The organism is Streptomyces ortus (assembly GCF_026341275.1).
GTDB lineage: Bacteria > Actinomycetota > Actinomycetes > Streptomycetales > Streptomycetaceae > Streptomyces > Streptomyces ortus.
Genome location: NZ_JAIFZO010000002.1, coordinates 7,227,456 through 7,250,732, shown reverse-complemented (window position 1 = coordinate 7,250,732; position 23,277 = coordinate 7,227,456). Strand labels below are relative to the sequence as shown.

5 protein-coding genes are annotated in these 23,277 nt (G+C 73.1%); 3 read left to right on the top strand and 2 right to left on the bottom strand.

All coding sequences use genetic code 11. From position 1 onward, the window contains the following. Window positions 1-54 precede the first annotated feature (54 nt). Window positions 55-19,104, bottom strand: coding sequence for a non-ribosomal peptide synthetase (locus K3769_RS34685; RefSeq protein WP_267030189.1), 19,050 nt, complete (start codon window positions 19,102-19,104; stop codon window positions 55-57). Window positions 19,105-19,271: 167 nt separating this feature from the next. Between K3769_RS34685 and K3769_RS34680 the strand changes: the two genes are divergently transcribed. The 3 genes from K3769_RS34680 (at window position 19,272) to K3769_RS34670 (ending at window position 22,388) form a co-directional block, all read left to right on the top strand. Further along, window positions 19,272-20,294: a FecCD family ABC transporter permease gene (locus K3769_RS34680; RefSeq protein WP_372515101.1), complete on the top strand. Its 1,023-nt coding sequence runs from the start codon at window positions 19,272-19,274 to the stop codon at window positions 20,292-20,294. 101 nt (window positions 20,295-20,395) lie between these two features. After that, window positions 20,396-21,415, top strand: coding sequence for a FecCD family ABC transporter permease (locus tag K3769_RS34675; RefSeq protein ID WP_267031670.1), 1,020 nt, complete (start codon window positions 20,396-20,398; stop codon window positions 21,413-21,415). A 4-nt stretch (window positions 21,416-21,419) separates the two neighbouring features. Continuing rightward, on the top strand, window positions 21,420-22,388 hold the full coding sequence (locus K3769_RS34670; RefSeq protein WP_267030187.1) for an ABC transporter ATP-binding protein: 969 nt from the start codon (window positions 21,420-21,422) through the stop codon (window positions 22,386-22,388). Here the strand turns inward: K3769_RS34670 and K3769_RS34665 are convergent. After that, the gene (locus K3769_RS34665) at window positions 22,357-23,250 is read right to left on the bottom strand and encodes a hypothetical protein (protein ID WP_267030186.1); all 894 of its coding nucleotides are present in this window, start codon (window positions 23,248-23,250) and stop codon (window positions 22,357-22,359) included. The two genes, K3769_RS34670 and K3769_RS34665, sit on opposite strands and share 32 nt — an antisense overlap. Window positions 23,251-23,277 lie beyond the last annotated feature (27 nt).

Below are 23,277 nucleotides of genomic sequence, written 5' to 3'. Positions count from 1 at the left end.
TCCTCCGACTCGCTTGCTACTACTGGGGGTTGACGGGGAGAGACAGAAGGGCAACTAGTCGTCGGCCGCCCCGGTCGCACGGTTCGCCGCGCGGGTGACCAGCGCCCGGAGCGCCCGGAACCAGGTGTCCGCGAGGTCGCGGACCGCCTCCTCGTCCAGGACGGCCTCGGGCCAGGACCAGTGGGCGGCCAGGACGGGGCCGTCGGCGCGGTCCTCGGTGACCACGTTGATGCCGAGGGCGTGTCCTTCGCGCATACCTGGCTCGGGACCGATGTCCGAGACGTCCTCCTCGGGAGCGTACGACCAGTCCGTCGCTTCCGGGATGCCGAAGCGGCCGAGGTAGTTGAACTCGATCGGCGGCGCCTCGAAGCCGGCGAGCACCGGGGCCGTACGGGGGTTGAGGTGGCGGAGCATGCCGTAGCCGACGCCGTTCGCGGGCAGCGGGGCGAGGTGCCGGCGGGTCCGGTCGAGCGCTTCCTCGACGGCGGGGCCGCCCTCCAGTGCCGCGTCCAGGTCGACGGGGCCGGGGTCCAGGAGGACGGGGAAGACGCTGGTGAACCAGCCGACCGTACGGGACAGGTCGACGTCCGCCGCCACTTCCTCCTCGCGGCCGTGGCTCTCCAGGTCGACCAGGACCGGTCCCCCGGCGCCGCTGTCGTGCCGTCGCCGCCAGTCGGCGACGGCGAGTGCGAGGCCGGTGAGCAGGACGTCGTTGACGTTCGCACCGAAGGCGGAGGGCACCGCGGACAGCAGCGGGCCGGTGTGCTCGGCGGGCAGCCGCAGCTCCAGCCGCCGTACGGTGCCGGTCGTGTCGCGGACCGGGTCGAGCGGGCTCTTCAGCGGCAGAGGTGCCGCGCCCTCCAACACGCTTGCCCAGAAGGGCAGTTCGGCCTCCCGGTCCGGGTCCTGGGCCAGCTCGTCGAGCCGGCGCGCCCAGGTACGGAAGGAGGTGTCGACGGGCGGCAGCTCGGCGGGGCGCCCCGCCTCGACGGCCCGCCAGGCGGTCGCCATGTCCGGCAGCAGGATGCGCCAGGAGACACCGTCGGTCACGAGGTGGTGGGCCATCAGGAGCAGCCTGCCGGGTTCGTCGCGCGCGTCGAACCACACCGCCTTCACCATGGCACCCGCGTCGGGGTCGAGCGTCGCGCGGGCGGCGTGCGCGCCGTCCGCGACGGCTGCCCGCAATGCGTCGGGGTCCAGCCCGGTGACGTCGACCCGCTCGATCCAGGACGCGGGATCCACGGAACCGGCGGGCGGCACGGCGATGCTCCAGTCGGCGCCGTAACCGTCCTTACCGCCGTAACCGTCCTCGCCACCGTTGACGCCCTCGCCCCCGCCGGTGCGCACCAGCGTGCCGCGCAGCATCGCGTGCCGGTCGGCGAGTGCCCGGAGTACGGCCGTGAGCTTCGGGCGGTCGAGGGTGGCGGGGGTCCTGACCAGGGCGGACTGGTGGTAGCCCTGGAACGGGCCGCCGAGTTCGCGCAGCCAGTGCATCACCGGGGTGAGCGGCACGATGCCGGTGCCCTCGTCGGCGGGACGGGCGTCGGCCGTGCCGGTCGCGGTCGCCACGTCGGCTAGCCCGGCGGCCGTGCGGTGCCGGAGCACCAGGCGCGGGGTGATCCGCACGTCTGCCGCGCGAGCCCTGCTGACGAGTTGCATCGCCATGATGCTGTCACCGCCGAGGGTGAAGAAGTCGTCGTCGACGCCGACCTCGGCCAGGCCGAGCACGTCGGCGAACACCGCGCACAGGGTCTTCTCCAGCTCGGTCTCGGGTGCGCGCCCGGTGGACAGCGCGGAGAAGTCCGGGGCGGGCAGGGCGGCCCGGTCCAGCTTGCCGTTGGCGAGCTTCGGCAGCCGGTCCAGGAGGACCACGGCGGCCGGGACCATGTGGTCGGGCAGCTGTCCGCCGACGTGGGCGCGCAGCCGTCCGGGGTCGGGCAGCGCGCCGGGCACGGGGACCACGTACGCCACGAGCAGTTTCCGCGCGCCCTCCTGACGAACCGTCACCACGCTTTCCGCGACGTCCCGGTGGGCGGTGAGTACGGACTCGATCTCGCCGGGTTCGATGCGGAAGCCGCGGATCTTGACCTGGTCGTCGGCGCGGCCCAGGTAGTCGAGGTGTCCGTCGGCGGTCCAGCGGGCGAGGTCGCCGGTCCGGTAGAGCCGGGAACCGGGCCCGCCGCCGAACGGGTCGGCGACGAAGCGCTCGGCCGTCAGGGCGGGCCGGCCCAGGTAGCCGCGGGCGAGGCCGCCGCCCGCCAGGTACAGCTCGCCCGTGACACCGGGCGGGACGGGCTGCAGCCGGTCGTCGAGGACGTAGGCGCGGGTCCCCGCGACCGGTCGGCCGACGAGCGGGCGGTCGCTGTCGCGCACCCGGGCCACCAGCGCGTCGACGGTGGACTCGGTGGGCCCGTACAGGTTGAACGCCTCGGTGCCGGTCAGCCGTCCGAGCCGCTGCCACAGGGCGCCCGGCACGGCCTCACCGCCGACGCCGACGACCGCGAGGGGGCTGCTGCCGTCCTCGCGCACGAGTCCGGTCTCGGCCATCTGCGCGAAGAACGACGGGGTGACCTCCAGGAAGTCGAAGCCGTGCTCGACGACGGCGGCGGCGAGGAGGTCCGGGTCGCGGCGGGTCTCGTCGGAGACGACGTGCACGCAGTGCCCGTCCAGGAGCCACAGCTGCGGCTGCCAGGAGGCGTCGAAGGAGAACGCCCAGGCGTGCCCGGCGCGCAGCCGCCGTCGGCCGGTGATCGCCTTCGCGGGCTCGTACAGCGTCTCGCGGTGGCTGTGGAAGAGGTTGCCGACCGTCTCGTGGGTGACGACGACGCCCTTGGGGCGACCCGTGGAGCCGGAGGTGTAGATGACGTACGCCGGGTGGCGCGGGGTCAGGGCCTCGATGCGGTCGGTGTCGGTGAGGTCGGTCGCGGGCTGCGCGGCGAGCAGTTCGGCGGTTGCCTCCGTGTCGAGCTCCAGTACCGGCGGGCCGTCCGCGGGGAGCAGGGGCGCGAGCCGCCGTGTGGTGAGCGTCAGGATCGGGCGGGCGTCGGCGAGCGTGTCGCCCAGGTGGGCGGTCGGTGCGTCCGGGTCGAGCGGCAGGTAGGCGGCGCCCGCCTTGTGCACGGCGAGGACGGCCAGCAGGGTGCGGGCGGTGCGGGGCAGGGCCAGTGCGACGAGCCGTTCCGGTCCGGCGCCCCGGGCGACGAGCAGCCGGGCCAGGCGGTTGGTCTCCGCGTTGAGCTGGGCGAACGTCAGCTCCATTCCGTCGGACGCGACGGCCGGTGCGTCCGGGGAGAGCGCGGCCTGCCGTTCGAAGAGGGCCGGTACGGTGGTCGGTCCGGCGAGCAGGGGCCGGTCGTTCCACTCGGTGAGGATGCGTCGTCGCTCGGCGTCGCCGAGGATGTCGATCCGGCTGATCGGGGTGTCGGGGGCGGCGGCCACGGCCCGCAGCAGTCGCACGAGCCGGGTGGCGATCGCCTCGGCGGTCGCGTGGTCGAAGAGGTCGGTGCTGTACTCCAGCACGCCGTCGACACCGCCGCCGTCACCACCCTCCCCGTCCCGGGCGGCGGCGCGTTCCACGAAGTCGAAGGAGAGGTCGAACTTGGCGCCGGTCGCGCCGGCTTCCTCCCGGCGGGCGTCGAGACCGGTGAGGAAGTCCCTCTCTCCGCCGGCCGCGAGGTACACGACCATGACCTGGAACAGCGGGTGCCGGGACAGCGAGCGGGCGGGGTTGAGCACGTCCACCACCCGCTCGAACGGGACGTCCTGGTGATCGAAGGCGGCCAGGTCGGTCTCCCGGACGCGCGCGAGCAGTTCGCGGAAGACCGGGTCGCCCGAGGTGTCGGTACGCAGGACCAGGGTGTTGAGGAAGAAGCCGACCAGGTCCTCCAGCGCCTCCTCGGAGCGTCCGGCGATCGGGCTGCCGAGCGGGATGTCCGTACCGGCGCCCAGCCTCGTCAGCAGGGCCGCCACGGCAGCTTGGACGATCATGAACATGCTGACGTTGCCGGACCGGGCCAGCTCGCGCAGTCCCGCCGCCAGCGCCGGGTCCAGGGACAGGTCGACCACGCCGCCGCGATAGCTGGCCTCCAGCGGGCGGGGCCGGTCGACGGGCAGTGCCAGCTCCTCGGGCAGCCCCGCCAACGCCTGCTTCCAGTAGGCGAGTTGGCGGGCTGCCAGGCTCTGCGGGTCCTTCTCGTCGCCGAGTACCGCGCGCTGCCACTGGCTGTAGTCGGCGTACTGGACGGGCAGCGGCGCCCACTCGGGCGTACGACCCGCCGCGCGTGCCGCGTAGGCGGCGGCCAGGTCGCGGGTGAGGGGCCGGTCCGACCACTCGTCGCCCGCGATGTGGTGGAGCAGGAGCAGGAGGACGTGCTCGTCCTCGGCGGTGCGGAAGAGGTGCACGCGCAGGGGTGCTTCCCGGTCCAGCTCGAAGCCGTACCCGACGGCTTCGGCGAGCCGTTCCGCCAGCTCCTCCTCGCCGGTCACGGAGGCGGTCCGCACGGCGACCCCGGCCCGCGCCGGGTCCAGGATCAGCTGGTGAGCGCGTCCGTCCTCCTCGGGGAAGACGGTGCGCAGCGGTTCGTGGCGGGCCACCAGATCGTCGACCGCGAGCCGCAGCGCGTCGGCGTCGAGCGCCCCGGAGAGCCGCCAGACCAACGGGATGTTGTACGTGGGACTGGCGCCCTCCACCCGGTACAGGACCCACAGCCGCTGCTGGGCGAAGGAGAGCGGCAGCCGCCGCGGGCGGTCCGCGGGGGCGAGGACGGGCAGCTCGGTGCCGGCCCCGTCGCGGAGCGCCTCGGCCAGTCGGGCGACTGTCGGGGCCTCGAAGACCGTGCGCAGGGAGGCCTCGGCGCCGAGCACGGCCCGGACGCGGGCGGCGAGCCGCATGGCCACGAGGGAGTGACCGCCGAGGGCGAAGAAGTCGTCGTGGACGCCGACCCGTTCCAGCCCGAGGACGTCGGCGAACAGCCCGCAGAGGATCTCCTCGCGCGGGGTACGCGGCAGGGCCCCGACGGCCCCGGCGCCGAAGTCGGGCGCGGGCAGTGCCCTGCGGTCGAGCTTGCCGTTGGGGGTCAACGGCAGGGTGTCCACAACCACGAAGGCCGCGGGGACCATGTGCTCGGGCAGCACGGCGGCGACGTGGCGGCGGAGGACGCCGGGGTCCGGGACCCGGGCTGCGGCGGGGGTCGCGGATCCGGGCGCGTCTGCCGCCGAGAGCTGGGCCGGGGTCGGGACGACGTACGCCACCAAGCGGTCGTCGTGCGGGACGACCACGGCCTGGGTGACGGTGTCGTGGCTGGCGAGGGCGGTCTCGATCTCGCCGAGTTCGATGCGGAAGCCGCGGATCTTGACCTGGTCGTCGGTGCGGCCCAGGTACTCGACCGTGCCGTCGGGCGTCCAGCGGGCGAGGTCGCCCGTGCGGTACATGCGCTCGCCGGGCCCCCCGTACGGGTCGGCGACGAACCGCTCGGCGGTCAGACCGGCCCGGCCGAGGTAGCCGCGGGCCAGCTGGGCACCGGCGAGGTACAGCTCCCCCGCCACCCCCGGCGGCACCGGTCGCAGCGCGGCGTCCAGGACGTACACGCGGGTGTTCCACACCGGCCGTCCGATGGGCACCGAGGTGGCGCCCGGACGCACCTGGACCGCGGTCACGTCGACGGACGCCTCGGTCGGCCCGTACAGGTTGTGCAGTTCGGTGGCGGCGAGCGTCCGGTGGAAGCGGTGCGCGAGCGGGACGGGCAGGGCCTCGCCGCTGCACATCACCCGGCGCAGGCCCGCGCATCCCGCGGCGGCCGGTTCCTCCAGGAACAGCTGGAGCATCGAGGGCACGAAGTGCGCGACGGTGACGTCCTGCCGCCGGATCAGGTCGGCGAGATAGCGGGGGTCCTTGTGCCCGTAGGGCCGGGCGACCACCAGGGCCGCCCCGGTGATCAGCGGCCAGAAGAACTCCCACACGGACACGTCGAAACTGGACGGCGTCTTCTGCAGCACCCGGTCCGCACCGGTCAGCCCGTACGCGTCCTGCATCCACAGCAGCCGGTTGACGATGCCCGACTGCGGTACGACCACACCCTTCGGACGTCCCGTGGAACCGGAGGTGTAGATGACATAGGCGGGACTCGACGGGTCGTACGCGGCGGGAAGCGCGCCGTAGGGGCCCTCGGGCAGGCTGTCGCGGATCACGCACACCGGGCGGGCGTCCGCCAGCATGAACGCGAGGCGCTCCTGGGGGTAGTCGGGGTCCAGGGGCAGATAGGCGCCGCCCGCGCGGTGCACCGCGAGGAGGGCGATCACGAGGTCCGCCGAGCGCGGCAGGGCGACGGCCACTGTGCGCTCCGGGCCGACGCCCTGGCCGGCCAGCACCCGTGCGGTGTGCTCGACGCGTGCGTCCAACTCGGCGTACGTCAGCCGCTGTTCACCAAAGACCAGCGCGAGTGCGTCGGGCGTGCGGGCCGCCTGGGCGCGGAACAGCTCGGGAAGGGTGGTGGGCGCCGTGTCCCGGGCGGTGTCGTTCCAGTCCGCGAGGACGAGCGATCGCTCGTCCGGTGTCAGTACTTCCACCTGGCGCACCGGGCGGTCCGGCGCTTCGGTGACCTGTGCCAGCAGCCGGACCAGGCGTTCGGCGAGGCGTTCCGCCGTCGCCGTGTCGCACAGGTCGGCCGCGTGGTCGAGCAGCAGGACCAGCCGGTCCGCCTCGTCCACGAAGGTGAAGTGCAGGTCGAACTTGGCCCGGCCGGTGTCCATGTCGGACCACTCGGTGGACAGGCCCAGCAGGTCGGGGTCGCCGTCCGGGCGGTGGTGGTAGCCCAGCATCACCTGGAACAGCGGATTGCGGCCCGCCACCCGCGGCGGGTTGACGGCCTCCACGACCCGGTCGAAGGGCAGGTCCTGGTGCTCGAAGGCGGCGAGCGCCGACTCGCGCACTCGGCCCACCAGTTGACGGAACGTCAGGTCGTCGCCGGACAGGTCGGTGCGCAGGACCAGTGTGTTGACGAAGAACCCGACCAGCTCGTCCAGGCCGCTGTCCGTGCGGCCCGCGATGGGCACGCCGAGCGGGATGTCGTCGCCTGCCCCGAGCCGGTGCAGCAGGGTCGCCGTGGCCGCCTGGAGGAGCATGAACATGCTGGTGCCGGTCTCGCCGGACAGCGCGCGCAGGGTCCGGCCGACTCCGGCGGGCACCTCGTGGCGGACCTTGCCGCCGAGTCCGGTGGGTGCGGCGGGCCGCGGCCGGTCCAGGGGCAGCGTCAGCTCCTCGGGAAGGTCACGCAACGCGGCTGTCCAGTAGGCGAGTTGGCCGTCGCCGAGCTGGGCGAGCAGTTGTTCCTGCCACAGGGTGTAGTCGGCGTACTGCACCGGCAGCGGCGCCCAGCCGGGCTCCCCGCCCGCGACCCGCGCCGCGTACGCGGCGTTCAGGTCGGCCAGGAACGGCCGGTCGGACCATTCGTCGGTGGTGATGTGGTGCAGCACTACGGCGACCACGTGATCGGCCGGGCCGACCCTGAACACCTCGCAGCGCAGGGGGAGTTCGCGTCCCAGGTCGAACGGACGCCGCTGCGCCGACTCGATCAGTTCGTCGAGCGCCCGCTCCTCGCAGTCCGTCACGGTGAAGGCGGGCGCGGCCTCGGCGGCCGGGACGATGACCTGGTACGGCTCTCCGTCGTGCTCGTGGAACACCGTGCGCAGCGCCTCGTGCCGCCCCGCCACATCGCTGAGCGCGGTGCGCAGCGCGTCGAGGTCGAGTTCCCCGCGCAGCCGGAAGACCAGCGGGAAGTTGTACGCGACCCCGCTGCCGGTGATCCGTTCGATCAGCCACAGCCGGCGCTGGGCCGGCGAGAGCGGGATGCGGTCGGGGCGTACGGCGGGGGCGACGGCCGGGCGGGCGGGGCGCCCGGTGTCGGCCCGTGCCGCGAGCAGTTCGGGTGTCGGCGCCTCGAAGAGGTCACGGATCGCGAGCTCGGCGCCCAGTTCCGTGCGGGCCCGGCTGATCAGTCGGGTGGCGAGCAGCGAGTGTCCGCCCAGGTCGAAGAAGGCGTCCTCCGCGCCGACTTCGGGCAGTCCCAGCACTTCGGCGAAGAGGCGGCAGAGCACCTCCTCCTGCGGGGTGCGCGGTCCGCGGCCGGTGCCGAGAGCGACCGCGGGCTCGGCGTCGGGCAGGGCGCGTACGTCCAGCTTGCCGTTGTCGTTCATGGGCAGTCGGTCGAGGGTCACGAACGCGGCCGGGACCATGTACTCGGGCAACCGCTGCTTGAGGTCGTCGCGCAGCCGCCGTACCAGGCTGTTCGCGCCGCGGGCGGCGGTGGGCTCGTTGGCGTAGGGCGCTTCGCCGCCGCCGGGGAGGTACAGGCCGGCGGTGCGGCCGGGGGTCTCGCCGGAGCCGGTCGCGGCGGTGAACACGGCGTCGTACGTGCCCGGTTCGCGGGACCAGGTCGTCAGGACGTGGCAGCCGAGCCGCGCGCCGAGGTCGTGCAGCGTCTCGGGGTCCACTCCCCCGGCGGCCCCCACGCGGGCGTCGGGAACGCCGGTGAAGCGCAGCGGGGTGACCGCGCGGACGAGGTCGGCCAGGTCCAGGTCCTCGGTGTAGCCGACCGACGGCACCCGTTCCAGGGCGAGGTCGGCCTCACCGGCGTACAGGACGGCGTCGTACCGGTGGCGGGTCAGCTCGTTGTGGTGGCGGGCGCGCTTGGTGCGCAGGTCGACGCGGTGGCCGAGGGTGGTGAAGTAGTCCGGGTCGACGAGGAGTTCCTTCTCCAGGCGCAGTCCGCGCTCGACGGCCCGCTCAAGTCCCTCCCCCGTGGCGCCCCTGGCCTGCTGGATCTCCGTCTGGAAGGTCCGGGCGAGGCGCAGGTTGCGGACGTCTCCGACGAACAGCGCGCCGCCCGGTGCCAGGAGCCGCATCGCGCCCTCGATCACCGAGGTCAGGTAGTCGATGCTGGGGAAGTACTGGATGACGGAGTTGATGACGATCGTGTCGAAGTACCCGTCGGCGGGCAGGCCGGTCAGGTCGTCGGCGGGCTGGGCGCGCAGGGTGACGCGGGCGGCCAGCTCGGGGTCCTGGGCCAGCTCCTCGCCGATCTTGCGGATGACGGGGGCGGCGAAGTCGGTCGCCCAGTAGGCCTCGGCCTCGGGCGCGAGCTTCGACAGCAGCAGTCCGGAGCCGACACCGATCTCCAGCACGCGGCGCGGGCGCAGCGAGCGGATCCGGGCGACGGTGGCCTCGCGCCACTCCCGCATCTCCTCGAAGGGAATGGGCTGCCCGTCGTACGAGGAGTCCCAGCCGGCGTAGTCCTCGGTGAAGACGGCGGTGCTGATCTCCTCGTACTCGTCGGAGTAGATCTCCTGCCACTCGCCGACCTGTTCGCGTTCGGCGCCGTCGCGGTCGTCGCCGGTGAGCGGGGCCGGGACGACATAGCCGACGAGGCGTTCGTCGCGGACGACCACGGCGGCGTGCGCCACCTGGGGGTGCCGGGAGAGCGCGGTCTCGATCTCGCCCAGCTCCACGCGGTAGCCGCGGATCTTGACCTGGTCGTCGGTGCGGCCGAGGAAGTCGAGGTTGCCGTCGGGGCCACGGCGTACGAGGTCGCCGGTGCGGTACATGCGCTCGCCGGGCTCTCCGAAGGGGTCCGCGACGAACCGTTCGGCGGTCAGTCCCGGCCGCTCCAGATAGCCGCGGGCCAGACCGATGCCCGCGATGTACAGCTCGCCGGGCACGCCCTCGGGCACCGGGCGGAGCCAGGCGTCCAGGATGTGGGCGCGGGTTCCGCGGATCGGACGTCCGACGGTCGGGGTGGCGCTGTCGAGGGTGCCGCCGCCGAGGGTGTTGATGGTGTACTCGGTCGGCCCGTAGAGGTTGTAGCCGTATGTGCCCTCGGTGTCGCGGAGCCGGTTCCACACGGTCTCGGATACGGCCTCGCCGCCGAGCAGCACGAGCGGCGGCCGGTGTCCCGCCAGCAGGCCCTGCTCGATGAGGAGATGGGCGTAGGTGGGCGTCACGTTGACGACGTCGACACGATGGGTCTCGCAGTACGCGACCAAGGCCTCGGCGTCGCGCCGCAGCTCCTCGTCGCAGATGTGCACCTCATGCCCCTCGACGAGCCACAGCAGCTCCTCCCAGGACATGTCGAAGGCGAACGACACGGTGTGCGCGATGCGCAGTCGCCGCCCGCCCGCCGAGGCGATGGCCGGTGCGAAGATCTCCCGCTGGTGGTTGAGCTGCATGTTGGTCAGCCCGCGGTAGGGCGTGACGACACCCTTGGGCCGGCCGGTGGACCCGGAGGTGTAGATGACGTACGCCGGGTGCTCCAGGCTGAAGCGCCGCCGCTCCAAGTCGGCCGGGTGTGCGGCCAGTTCGGCGGTCACCGCCGGGTCGTCGAGGAGGGCGCGCGGGGTGTCGGCCGCCGCCAGCCGTTCCGAAACGGCGGCGTTGGAGAGGAGCAGCGTGGGCCGGGCGTCCTGGAGCATGGCCACGAGCCGGTCGTCCGGGTGGTCCAGCTCCAGGGGCAGGTACGCGGCGCCCGTGCGCAGCACGGCGAAGAGCGCGACGACCATGTCGAGGGAGCGGGGCAGTCCGAGCGCGACGACCCGCTCGGGCGCGGCGCCCCGGTCGAGCAGCAGCCGGGCCATGCGGTTGATACGGGCGTCGAGCTGGGCGTACGTGAGGGTCCGGTCGCCGAAGACGAGGGCGGTGGTGTCGGGGGTGGCCAGTGCCTGGGCCGCCAGCAGGTCGGCGATGGTGTCCTCGGGGTCGGGCACCCGTCCCTCGGCCCGCTCGCGCTCCAACCGCTGCCGCTCGGCCGGCAGTTGCGCGTCGAGTCGTCCGACGGGGGCGTCGAGGTCGTCGGTGAGCCGTGCCAGGAGCAGGGTGAACCGGTCGAGCAGGTCCTGTGCCTGGGGGCGGGCGACGACGTCGGCCCGGTGGGTCAGGGTGACCTGGATGCTGCGGCCCGGGGTGACGACGAGGTTGACGGGATAGTGGGTGGCGTCGACGTTGGCGACGGCGGTGGCTCCGTGGCGCTCGCTCAGTGCGGCGAGCCGCTCCTCGGTGTCGCTGTTGCGCAGCACGAAGAGGGTGTCGAACAGCCTCCGATGTCCGGTCTCGGCCTGCAGCACACCGAGGCCCAGGTACTCGTACGGCATGACGGCCAGCCGCTCGTCCTGGACGCGGCGCAGCAGGGCGAGTACGGGTTCGGCCGGGTCGTAGGCGATACGGGCGGGGACGGTGTTGAGGAACATGCCGATGACGTTCTCGATCTCCGGCACCTCGCTCGGCCTGCCCGCGACGGTGGTGCCGAAGACGACGTCGGTGCGGCCGGTCGTGCTCGCCAGGGTCAGGCCCCAGGCGGCGTTGAGCACGGTGTTGAGGGTCAGTCCGTGGCGGCGGCCGATGTCGCGCAGCCGTGTCCCGATCTCGTCCGGGACGAAGGCGTCGAGGCTCTCCGGGATGTCCGGCTCCAGGCCCTGGTCGGCCGCGGCGAGCAGGGTGGGCTCGTCGAGTCCGGCCAGCGCGGTGCGCCAGGCGGCGGTGGCAACGTCCGCGTCCTGGACCTCCAGCCAGGTCAGGTAGTCGCGGTACGAGCCGGGGGCGGCGAGTCCGGCCGGGTCGCCCCCTGACTCGTACAGGGCGAAGAGCTGGTCGAGGAAGAGCCAGGCGGACCAGCCGTCCCACAGGAGGAGGTGGCGGCCGACGACCAGGCGGTCACCGCGCTCCTCGCCGAGCCGGACGACGAGGATACGGAAGAGCAGGGGGCGGGTCAGGTCGAAGCGGCGGGAGCGTTCGGCGTCCGTCAACTCCCGCAGGCGGGCGTCCTGTTCGGCGGTGGGCAGGCCGGAGAGGTCGACCTCTTCGAGGGGGATCTCGGGGTCGCGGACGATGAACTGGACCGGCTGGCGCAGTCCTTCGCTGGTGAACCCGGCGCGCAGGCTCGGGGTGCGGTCCAGCAGGACCCGTACGGCGGTACGGAGGCGGTCCGTGTCGAGCGGGACGGCGATGTCGAACGACTCGTGGACGGTGTACACGTCCAGCGTGCCGGAGTCGTACGTGGAGTGGAAGAACAGGCCTTCCTGGAGCGGGGCGAGTGGCCAGATGCCGTCCACCGGGCCGGGGCTGAGCCGGTGGACTCGCTCGGTCTCCTCGGCGGTGAGGGCGAAGTCGGAGCGCGGGGCGCGCGTTTCGGCGACCGGGGTGGCCGCCGCGGCCAGGGCGAGCGGGGTGCGGTGCTCGAAGACGTCCCGGGGGTTCAGGTCGAGGCCGGCCCGGCGGGCGCGGCTGGAGACGCCGATCGAGGTGATGCTGTCGCCGCCGAGCATGAAGAAGTCGTCGTCGATGCCGACCTCGTCGAGCTTCAGTACCGCGGCGAAGATGCCGGTGAGCGCGGCCTCCCGCTCGTCGCGGGGTGCGCGCACCTCGGCCCGTACCGCCTGCGGGGCAGGCAGCGCGGCGCGGTCGAGCTTGCCGCTGGGGGTGAGCGGGAGTGCGTCCAGGACGACGTAGGCGCCGGGGACCATGGGGGCGGGCAGGGACGCGGACAGCGCTTCGGCCAGCCGCGCGGGTTCCGGGCGGGCGTCGCGGGCGGGGACCACGTAGGCGACGAGCGCGCTGCCGCCGCTGCCCGTGGAGGTGACGGCGACGGCGGCCTGGGCGACGGACGTCTGCCGGGCCAACGCGGCCTCGATCTCGCCGAGTTCGACGCGGTTGCCGCGGATCTTGACCTGGCGGTCGGTGCGGCCGAGGTACTCCACGACTCCGTCGGCGCGACGACGTACGAGGTCACCGGTGCGGTACATCCGCTCGCCGGGCCCGCCGTACGGGTCGGCGACGAACCGCTCGGCGGTCAGGCCGGGCCTCGCGTGGTAGCCGCGGGCGAGCTGGACGCCCGTCAGGTAGAGCTCTCCCGGTACACCCTCGGGCACCGGGCGCAGGCAGGTGTCCAGGACGCGCAGACCGGTGTTCCACACCGGCCGGCCGATGGGCACGGTGGTGCCGGGCGTGCCGTCGTACGGGTGGTACGTGACGTCGACGGCGGCCTCGGTGGGGCCGTACAGGTTGTGCAGCGGCACCCCGGTGAGGGCGAGCCAGCGGGCCGACGCGGCGCCGGGCAGCGCCTCACCACTGCTGAAGACGCGTCGCAGGGAGGCGGCCCACGCGGGATCGGCGGTGATCTCCTCGGACCGCAGGAACGCTTCGAGCATCGACGGCACGAAGTGCAGGGTGGTGACGCCCTGTGCGCGGATCAGCCCGGCGAGGTAGGCGGGGTCGCGGTGGCCCTCCGGGCGGGCGAGCACGACCGCGGCGCCCTCGCACAGCGCCCAGAAGAACTCCCACACGCTGACGTCGAAACTGGCGGGGGTCTTCTGCAGGACGCGGTCGTCGGCGGTCAGCCCGTACGCGCCCTGCATCCAGGCCAGCCGGTTGACGATCGCGCGATGGGTGACGACGACACCCTTGGGCAGGCCGGTGGAGCCGGAGGTGTAGATCAGGTACGCCGGGTCGTCCGGGCCCGCTTCGACGGCGGCTTCGAGGGGGGTTTCGAGGGCGGTGGCGGCTTCCGGCTGCTCGTCGGCCGGGGCGTCCACCAGGAGGTGGGCGAGGCCCGGCACCTCGGGCAGCCGCTGGGCGGTGCCGGAGGTGGTGACGACCGTCGTCGCGCCGGAGTCGGTGAGCATGTGGGCCACCCGGTCGGCGGGGTAGTCCACGTCGACCGGAAGGTAGGCGGCCCCGGACTTGAGCACGCCGAGCAGGGCGACCATGAGGTCGGCGGAGCGGGGCACGGCCACCGCGACGACGGCACCGGGCCGGGCGCCTCCCATCCGGAGCCGGTACGCCAACTCCGCCGCACGGGAGTCGAGTTCGGCGTACGTGAGGGTGTGGTCCTCGTACACGACCGCCGTGGCACGCGGGGTGCGGGCGGCCTGTGCCTCGAAGGCGGCGGCGAGGGTGGTGTCGGGGACTGCGTGGCGTTCGCCGGCCGGGTGGGCCTGGGACAATTCCGCCGCCGACAGCAGTTCGAGTGCGGCGGCCGGCTGTCCGGGGTCCGCCGCCAGGGCGTGCAGGATGCGGGTGAGGCGGTCGGCGATACGGCGTACGGCCTCGGCGTCGAGCCGCCGGGCGTGGTGCTTCAGCCGCAGGTCGAGACGGCGGCCCGGCTTCACGATCAGGGCGAGCGGGTAGTGGACGGCGTCGTGGAACTCGTGGCCCGTGAGCCGGATCCGGCCGGAGGGGTCGGCGAGGCCGGTGGCGGCCGGGTAGTTCTCGAAGACGACGAGGGTGTCGAACAGCTCGCCGCCGCCCGCGAGTCCGGCGACGCGCTGGATCTCGGCGAGACCGAGGTGCTGGTGGTCGAGGAGCGCGGCCTGCTCGTCCTGGAGCCTTCCGAGGAGGCCGGCGAGGGTGTCCGCGGGCTCCCAGCAAAAGCGGGTGGGGAGGGTGTTGATGAACAGCCCGACCATGGACTCGATGCCCTCGACCTCGGCGTCCCGGCCGGAGACGGTGGTGCCGAACACCACGTCCTGGCGGCCGGTCAGCCGTCCGAGCAGCAGACCCCAGGCGCCCTGGACGACCGTTCCCAGGGTGACGCCCAGCTCACGGGCTCGGGCCGACAACCGGGCGGTGAGCTGCTCGGACAGTTCGACGCGGACCTGCGCGGGCGTGATCGGCGTACCGTCGGCGGGCGTCTCGACGAGCCGGGTGGGCTCCTCGATCCCGGCGAGCGCGCCGCGCCACGTCTCGCGCGCGGCGTCGCGGTCGGCGGCGGCGAGCGTGCGCAGGTAGGTGCGGTACGGGGTGACCTCGGGCAGCGGGTCGGCGTCCTCGCCGTAGCCGGCCAGCAGCTCGCGGTGCAGGACGGGCAGCGACCAGCCGTCGGCGACACTGTGGTGGAACGTGAGCAGGAGCCGGCCACGCTCCCCGTCGAGCCGGACGAACGCGCAGCGCAGCAGGGGCGGGCGGGCCAGGTCGAAGCGGTGGGCGCGCTCCTCGGCGGCGACCGCGTCGACGGTCAGGTGCTCGTCCCGGGACAGGTCCACCTCGCGCCACGGCAGTACCAGCCCGTCAGCGACGATCTGCACGGGGCGCCCGTCGGACAGCGGCCGGAAGCAGGCCCGCAGCGGGGCGTGCCGGTCGAGGACGCGCTGGGCGGCCCGGCGCAGCACCTCGGGGTCGACGGGGCCGGACAGTTCCAGGACCTGCTGGACCACATAGGCGTCGTGGTCGGCGCCGTCGACGAGCGAGTGGAAGTAGAAGCCCTCCTGGAGGGGGCTCAGGGGCAGCAACTCCTGCACCGTGACCGGGTACTCGGCCTGCAGCTCGGCGAGTTCGGCGTCGGTGAGGCGAACGAGGGGGCCCTGCGCGTCGGCGGCCCCCGTATCCGGACCCACACCCGCACCCGTGCCGGTCACGGCCTCGGCGAGCGCCGCGACCGTCCGGTGCCGGAAGACGTCGCGGGAGCTGAGGCGCAGGCCGGCCCGGCGGGCGTGGATGAGCAGTTGGATGGCCGTGATGCTGTCGCCGCCGAGGGCGAAGAAGTCGTCGTCGATGGTCGCCGACCGCAGGCCGAGCACCTCGGCGTAGGCCGCGCACAGCACTTCCTCGCGGGCGTCGCGCGGCGGGCGGCCGGAACTGAGGGCCCCGTAGTCCGGCACCGGGAGCGCGGCGCCGTCGAGCTTGCCGCTGGGGGTGACCGGGAGACGGTCCAGCGGGACGACGGCGGACGGGACCATGTACTCCGGCAGCTGCTCGGACGCGTACGAACGCAGCGCCTTCATCAGGGAGTTCACGTCACGGAAAGGCGCCGGGTGGTTCGCGTGCGGCACGGTCCCGGACGGGCGGTACAACCCGCCGGGCACCTCGGTCGGGCCGTCGCCTGGCACGAAGACCACGTCGAGGCTGCCGTCGTCGGCGACCCCGTTCCAGGTGACGACCGCCCGCCCGCCGTACCGGGTGGCGAGGGCGTGGAGGGCCTCCGGGTCCGGTGCCTCGGCGGGTGACACGGCGCGGCTGCTGTCGTCGAGGGCGGACAACGCGGCCAGGTCCTCGGCGAGGCGTGCGTTGGGCAGACCGGTGACGCGGAGCGGGGTCGTACGCACGGAGAGGAGGGCGTCGAGGGCGCCGCCGTCACCGCCGGCCACGTCTGCCACGTCTGCCCAGGCGATCTCGTCGACCGCGGCCCGGGTGGACGGGGCGGGGCCGTCACCCACGACCAGGTCGGTTGAAAGGGCACCGTCGCTTTCAGCTCGGTCGCGCAGTTCCCCGCGCCCCTCCAGGGCGGGGCGCTTCTGCAGCACCACGTCGTAGCGGTAGCGGGTCAGTTCGTTGTGGTGGTGGCCGTGCTTGATCCGGATGTCGGCGTCGAAGCCGTCGAGAGCCGCGAAGTAGTCGGGGTCGAGGAGGAGTTCGCCCTCCCAGGCGAGCGACCGTTCCACGGCGGCCCGCAGGGCCTGCTTGTCCCCAGGATCGGCCGCGCGGCGTGTCTCCACCGCGGCGCGCAGGACACGTAGCAGCCGGGCGTTGCGCACGTCCCCGATGAACAGCCGTCCCCCCGGGGCCAGCAGCTCGGCGGCGGCGCCGATGACGTCGGTCAGGTAGTCGGCGCCGGGGAAGTACTGGGCGACGGAGTTGAGGACGACCGTGTCGAAGTGGGCGCGGGGAAGCCCGGAGGTGTCGTGGGCGGGCCGGGCGCTCAGACGCACCCGGCCGGCCAGCTCCGGTACCGCGTCGACCTGGGCGCGCAGGGCCCGTACCGCCTCCTCGGAGAGGTCGGTACCCCAGTACTCCTCGCAGTCGGGGGCGAGCCGGGAGAGCAGCAGGCCGCTGCCGACGCCGATCTCCAGCACGCGGCGCGGCGCCAGACCGGCGATGCGGGCGAGGGTCGCCTCGCGCCACTCGCGCATCTCCGCGACGGGGATGGGCAGCCCGTCGTACATGCTGTTCCAGCCGGCGAAGTTCTCCCGGAAGCCCGCCGCCGCGCTGACGGCCGGCCCCGCCGAGCCGTCCCGAGCACCCTCGGATCCCGCCGCCGAGTACAGCAGTTCGTGCAGGTCCTTCCACTCCTGGACCTGTTCGCCGAAGTCGCGGTCGGCGTCCAGCGAGGGGACGACGTAGGCGGCCAGCCTGCGGTCGCCGGGACGGTCCTCGCGGACCAGGACCGCGGCCTGCTCCACGGCCGGGTGGGCGCGCAGCACGGACTCGATCTCGCCGGGCTCGATGCGGAAGCCGCGGATCTTCACCTGCGCGTCGGCGCGGCCGAGGAACTCCAGTCGGCCGTCGGCCTTCCAGCGCACCAGGTCGCCGGTGCGGTACAGACGTTCGCCGGGCGGGCCGAACGGGTCGGCGACGAACCGCTCGGCCGTCAGGTCGGGCCGGCCGAGGTAGCCGCGGGCGAGCCCGGCGCCGCCGAGGTACAGCTCGCCCGGCACACCGGCCGGTACGGGCCGCAGCCGCGCGTCGAGTACGTAGGCACGGGTGCCGGGGTCGGGGACGCCGATGGGCACGATCGTGCCGGCCGGGGTGTCGGGGTCGCACAGGCCGAGGGTGGAGTTGGTGGTCGCCTCGGTGGGGCCGTACGCGTTGAACATCATCCGGCCGCGCGCGTACCGGCCGACCAGTTCGGGCGAGACCCGTTCGGTGCCCGCGAGCAGGGTGGCGGGCGGAAGCTCGACGTCCTCGGGCATCGCGGCGAGCAGGGCCGGCGGGAGGATCATGAAGGTGATGCCGTTGGCGTGGGCGTAGTCGGCGAGCGGTGTGCCGGGCACCCTCAACTCGGCCGGTACGACGACGAGTCGGCCGCCGGAGAGCAGCCCGAGGCACAGGTCCCAGAACGCCACGTCGAAGCTCGGTGAGGCGAACTGGAGGACCCGGCTGTGCGGCCCGATGCCGAACCGTTCGCTCTGCGTGGCGACCAGCTTGGCGACGCCCGCGTGGGACAGCACCACGCCCTTGGGGCGGCCGGTGGAGCCGGAGGTGTAGATGACGTAGGCGGCGTTCCCGACGGAGAGCGTAGGGGCCGGTTCGCTCGGCTGATGGCCCGTCAACTCCCGTACGGTGTCGGGCTCGTCCAGCACCAGGACGTCCATGCCCTCGCACGGGGGGATGTCCGCCGCGACCTCGGCGGTGGTGAGCAGGCAGGCGGGCCGGGCGTCGGCCAGCATGTACGAGATGCGGTCGGCGGGATAGTCGGTGTCCACCGGGAGGTAGGCGGCGCCGGACTTCAGTACGGCGACCTCGGCGACGATCAGCTCGGCCGAGCGGGGCACCGCGAGGGCCACCACGCGTTCGGGTCCGGCGCCTCGCGCGACAAGGGCGTGGGCCAGCCGGTTGGCCCGCTCGTCCAGCTCCGCGTAGGTGAGGCGGATGCCCTCGAAGACCAGCGCGATCTCGTCGGGCCGCCGCCGTACCTGGTCGGCGAACATCTCCGGCCAGGTCCGCGAGGGGATGTCGTGGTCGGTGTCGTTCCACTCCACCAGGACCCGGTGCCGTTCCCCGGCGTCCATCAGGTCCAGTTCGCCGACCGGGGTGTGCGGCCGGGCGATCGCGTCGGCGAGCAGGGTGGCGTAGTGGCCCGCGGTGCGCAGCGCGGTCCCGTCGCGGAACAGGTCCGGCCGGTAGGTGACGCGGAGGTCACCGGCACGGACTTCGAGCGCGAGGTCGAGCGGGCCCTGGGAGCCGGTTGCACCTTGCGTCCCGAACGCCGTGTTGTACAGCAGCCCACCGCCGCGGGTCGGCTCCGGCCTCAACCGGTCGACCAGCGCGCCCGGTTCGACACGGTGCGCCTCGGCCTCCTCGCAGGCCGCACGGAGGCGCCGCACCAGTTCGGCGAACGCGGTCCCGCCGTCGAGAGCCACCCGGACCGGCAGTCCCCCGTACCCGACGGTGATGTCGCGCGCGCCGCCGTAGCGGTGCAGCAGCGCCACGAAGGCGGCCAGGTGGGTGATCTCGTCGGCCGTCGCGTCCAGCGTGCGGCTGATCGTGCGCGGCTCGCCGCCGGGCGTGAGCGGATACGGGAAGTCGACGGGGAGGACCGCCTCCTGCGGGAGGGGGTCGAGCCTGCGGCGCCAGTACGCCGCCACATCACCGTCGTCGACGCCGGACGCACGCGTTTCGAAACCGGACACAGCTGACCGTGCCTCCAGAGGGTGCGGAACCGGCTCAGCCGGAGGACCGCAGGTCATACTAAGGTAAGGATTACCTAACCAAAAGGCCCAGTCTCGGCGGACTCCGTGATCCCCACTACGATTAAGGCCTGCCTAACCTAAGGGAGCTGGCCGTTGGAGACCGCACGGTGACGGGCAAGAGAGTGCGCCCTGTCCTTCTCGTGACACTGCTGGGTACCGTCCTGGCGGTCCTCTGCCTGCTCTCGCTGGCACTCGGCGCGGCCAACATCCCGCCGGACCAGGTGATCCGCGCCCTGTTCGGCGACGCCCCGAGCCGCTTCGTGGACAACGTCGTCTGGTCCGCGCGGATGCCCCGCACCGCGCTCGGGCTCACCGCGGGCGCGGCCCTCGGGCTGGCCGGGGCGCTCATGCAGGCCCTGACCCGCAATCCGCTCGCCGACCCCGGAGTACTGGGGGTCAGCGCGGGAGCGGCCTTCGCCATCGTGCTGGCCGTCGGCGTACTGGGCGTCAACTCGCTGTACGGGTACGTGTGGTTCGCGTTCGCCGGGGCGCTGATCGCCACCGTGGCCGTCTATCTGCTCGGCGGCCTCGGGCGGTCCGGGATGACCCCGGTGAAGCTGGCACTCGCGGGGATCGCCGTCACCTCGATGCTGTGGTCGTTCACGCAGGCCATCGTGCTCACGGACGTGGACGCGCTCAACAAGTACCGTTTCTGGTCGGCGGGTTCGCTCGCGGAGGCGGACAACGGCATGGTGTGGCGGGTCCTGCCCTTCCTCGTCATCGGCGCGGCACTGGCGCTGGCCTGCGCCCCGGCCCTCAACAGCCTGGCCCTCGGCGACGACGTGGCGGCCTCACTCGGCCGGCGCCTCGGCCTGGTCCGGCTGGCGGGCGTCGCGGCCATCACCCTGCTGACGGGGGCCGCGGTCGCGGTCATCGGCCCGGTCGTCTTCCTCGGCCTGGTGGTCCCCCATGTGGCCCGTGTGCTCGCCCAGTCGGCGGGCATCGGCCCCGACCAGCGCTGGCTGCTGCCCCTGTCGGCGGTGCTCGCCCCCATCCTGCTGCTCAGCGCGGACATCCTCGGACGCCTGGTGGCGCGCCCCACCGAGATACAGGCGGGTGTCCTGGTCGCCTTCCTCGGCGGTCCGTTCTTCATCGCCATGGTCCGTCGGCGCAATCTGGCGGAGGTGTGAACGTGCCGCGTACGAAGTCCGTCCCCGCATCCCGTTCCGCCCTCGAGTCCGGTGCCACCGGGGCCCGCTCGGCCGGGGGTGCCCGCCATCACACGTACCGGCTGGCGCTCCCGCCCGTCTCGGGTGTCTTCCGCCCCCGGCTCGTGGCCCTGTGCGTGGTGCTCGCCGCGGGCACCTTCGTCCTGTTCTGCTGGGGCCTGACGACCGGCGACTACCCGATCGGCTTCTCCGACGTCGTACGGGCCCTGGTGGGCTCCGGCGACCCCGGCACCGTCCTCGTGGTGGAGGAACTGCGGCTGCCCCGCGCCCTGGTGGGCCTGCTCGCCGGGATCGCCTTCGGGGTCTCGGGCGCGCTGTTCCAGACCATGACACGCAATCCGCTGGCCAGCCCCGACATGATCGGCCTCACCCAGGGCGCCGGCACCGCCGTCGTCGCGGGCATCGTGCTCGGCTGGGACGGCGGGCTGGGCACCCAGGCACTGGGACTGCTCGGTGCCCTGGTCACCGCCCTGACCGTCTACGCGCTGGCCTGGCGGCGCGGCACCACCGGCTACCGCATCATCCTGGTCGGCATCGGCGTCGCCTGGATCTGCACCAGCGCCACCGACTACCTCGTGGCCAGGGGCGGACGTTTCCAGGCGCAGGCCGCGCTCGGCTGGCTGGTCGGCAACCTCAACGGCCGCACCTGGGGCCAGGTCGGCCCGCTGGCCGTGGCGCTGGCCGTACTGCTGCCGACGGCCCTGCTGCTCGGCCGGCTGCTGCGCACGCTCCAGCTCGGCGACGACGTGGCCACCGGCCTCGGTACGCGCGTCCAGCCCGTACGCCTCGCCGTCCTGCTCACCGGGGTCGGCCTGATCGCCTTCGCCACCGCCTCCGCGGGGCCCGTGGCGTTCGTGGCACTGGCCGCCCCGCAGATCGCCCAACGGCTGGCCGGTACGGCCTGGCCGCCCACCGTCGCCTCGGGACTGACCGGGGCGCTGGTGGTCCTGGGCGGCGACCTGATCGCCCGTACGCTCGTCCCCGGCACGGAACTGCCGGTCGGCATCGTCACCGGTGTGCTCGGCGCGCCGGTCCTGCTCTGGCTGCTCGTCCGCGCCAACCGCGCGGGCTCAGGAGGTTGATCCCATGTCGGCTGAACCCTTGTCGACCCCCGGCCCCGGACCCGTCACCGCCCCGGACCCCGATCTGCGGGCGGAGGGTCTGCGGCTGGCGTACGACCACCGGCTGGTCGTCGACGACCTCGACCTGGCGGTGCCGCCCGGCCGGATCACGGCCATCGTCGGCGCCAACGCCTGCGGGAAGTCCACCCTGTTGCGGGCCCTCGCCCGGCTGCTGGCGCCCAAGGAGGGGGCCGTCCACCTCGACGGCCGGGCGCTGCAGTCCATCCCGAGCAGGGAACTGGCCCAGCGCCTCGGCATCCTGCCGCAGAGCCCGGTCGCGCCCGAGGGGCTGACCGTCGTCGACCTGGTCAACCGCGGGCGCTCGCCGCACCAGACCTGGTGGCGGCAGTGGTCGAAGGCGGACGAGCAGGCCGTGCACCGGGCGCTGGCCGCGACCAATATGACGGACCTCGCCGACCGGCCCGTCGACGAGCTCTCCGGCGGCCAGCGGCAGCGCGCCTGGATCGCCATGGCCGTCGCCCAGGGCACACCCGTCCTGCTGCTCGACGAGCCGACCACGTACCTCGACCTGGCGCACCAGATCGACGTCCTGGACCTGATCACCGACCTCAACCGCCGGGAGAACCGCACGGTCGTGATGGTGCTGCACGACCTCAACCAGGCCTGCCGGTACGCGGACCACGTCGTCGCCATGAAGGCCGGGAAGATCGTCGCCGAGGGCAGCCCGGCCGAGGTCATCACCGCCGAGACCGTCGAGGATGTCTTCGACCTGAGCTGCCGGATCACCCTGGACCCGGTCAGCCACACCCCCCTGGTCATCCCGATGGGCCGCCACCACGGGCCGGCGTCGACATCGGCTCCGGTATCTGCACCGGCACCGGCACCGGCACCGGCGGCTGCACCGGCATCAGCGGCGGTACGGACGGCCGGTCTCGTTCCTGTCAGCCAGGAGCATTCGGGACCAGACTCTTGAGGTAGCCCTCCGTCACCTCTGTTCCCGCAGCCTCCATGTCGGGCGGCTGATCACCCTTCAGTACCGCCATCACCTCTATTCTTCCCTGCTTTTTCCTGGCCACGACGGTCCGAACATTCTGATTGGGTCCGACCGGCAGGGCCAGTTTCCCGTCGTCGGCCAGGAGCGTGGCCAGGTCCGCCAGAAGGTGGGGCTGCCGGTCCAGGGTGGCGGCGGAATCGACCGGCGAATATCCCTCGAAAATGATCTGTTCGAAGACGCCGGGCAGGAAGAGCGGTGCGAGGTTCGTGTACCCGAAGGCACCGAGCACCGTGGGGGACATGCTCACGCTTTTGTCGACCGTGTAGGCGTCCTTGTGCGCGTGCTTGCTGTCCTCCCCCATCGCCTTGTACTCGTAGGGGTGGTTCCCGCACCCGATGACGAGCTTCGTGATGAACGGATCGCCGGTGCTCCGCAGCCGTACACCACCGGCTTTCTCCATCTGCTCGTACATGTCGCCGACGTCGTACTCGATCCCCAGGGACGACCAGAATTCCTCGTCGTCCCCGTCCAGGTAGGACAGCGAGGTCTCATCGGGCTTCATCCCGGCCTTGTCGTACATCGTGCGCGCCAGCCTTGAGACGGCGGCCCGCACCTTCCGACTCAGGGGCTCCCTCTCCCGCTCCCTCCCCTCCTCCTCCCGCTCCTCGTCCTTCGGGGAATGACGCAGGGCTTTCCCCTCCAGCACATTCGCCCTCTTCGCCAGGGGTTCGGCCGTCAACGCGCTCGCGCCGAGGGACCTTTTGCCCAGGACGGTCTCCTCGTGTTCTGTCGGCTTTCTCTCGTCGTCCGATCCCGAATCCCCGTTCACACTGCTCGGCATCTCGCCTCCCGCCGGTGTGTGCCGACC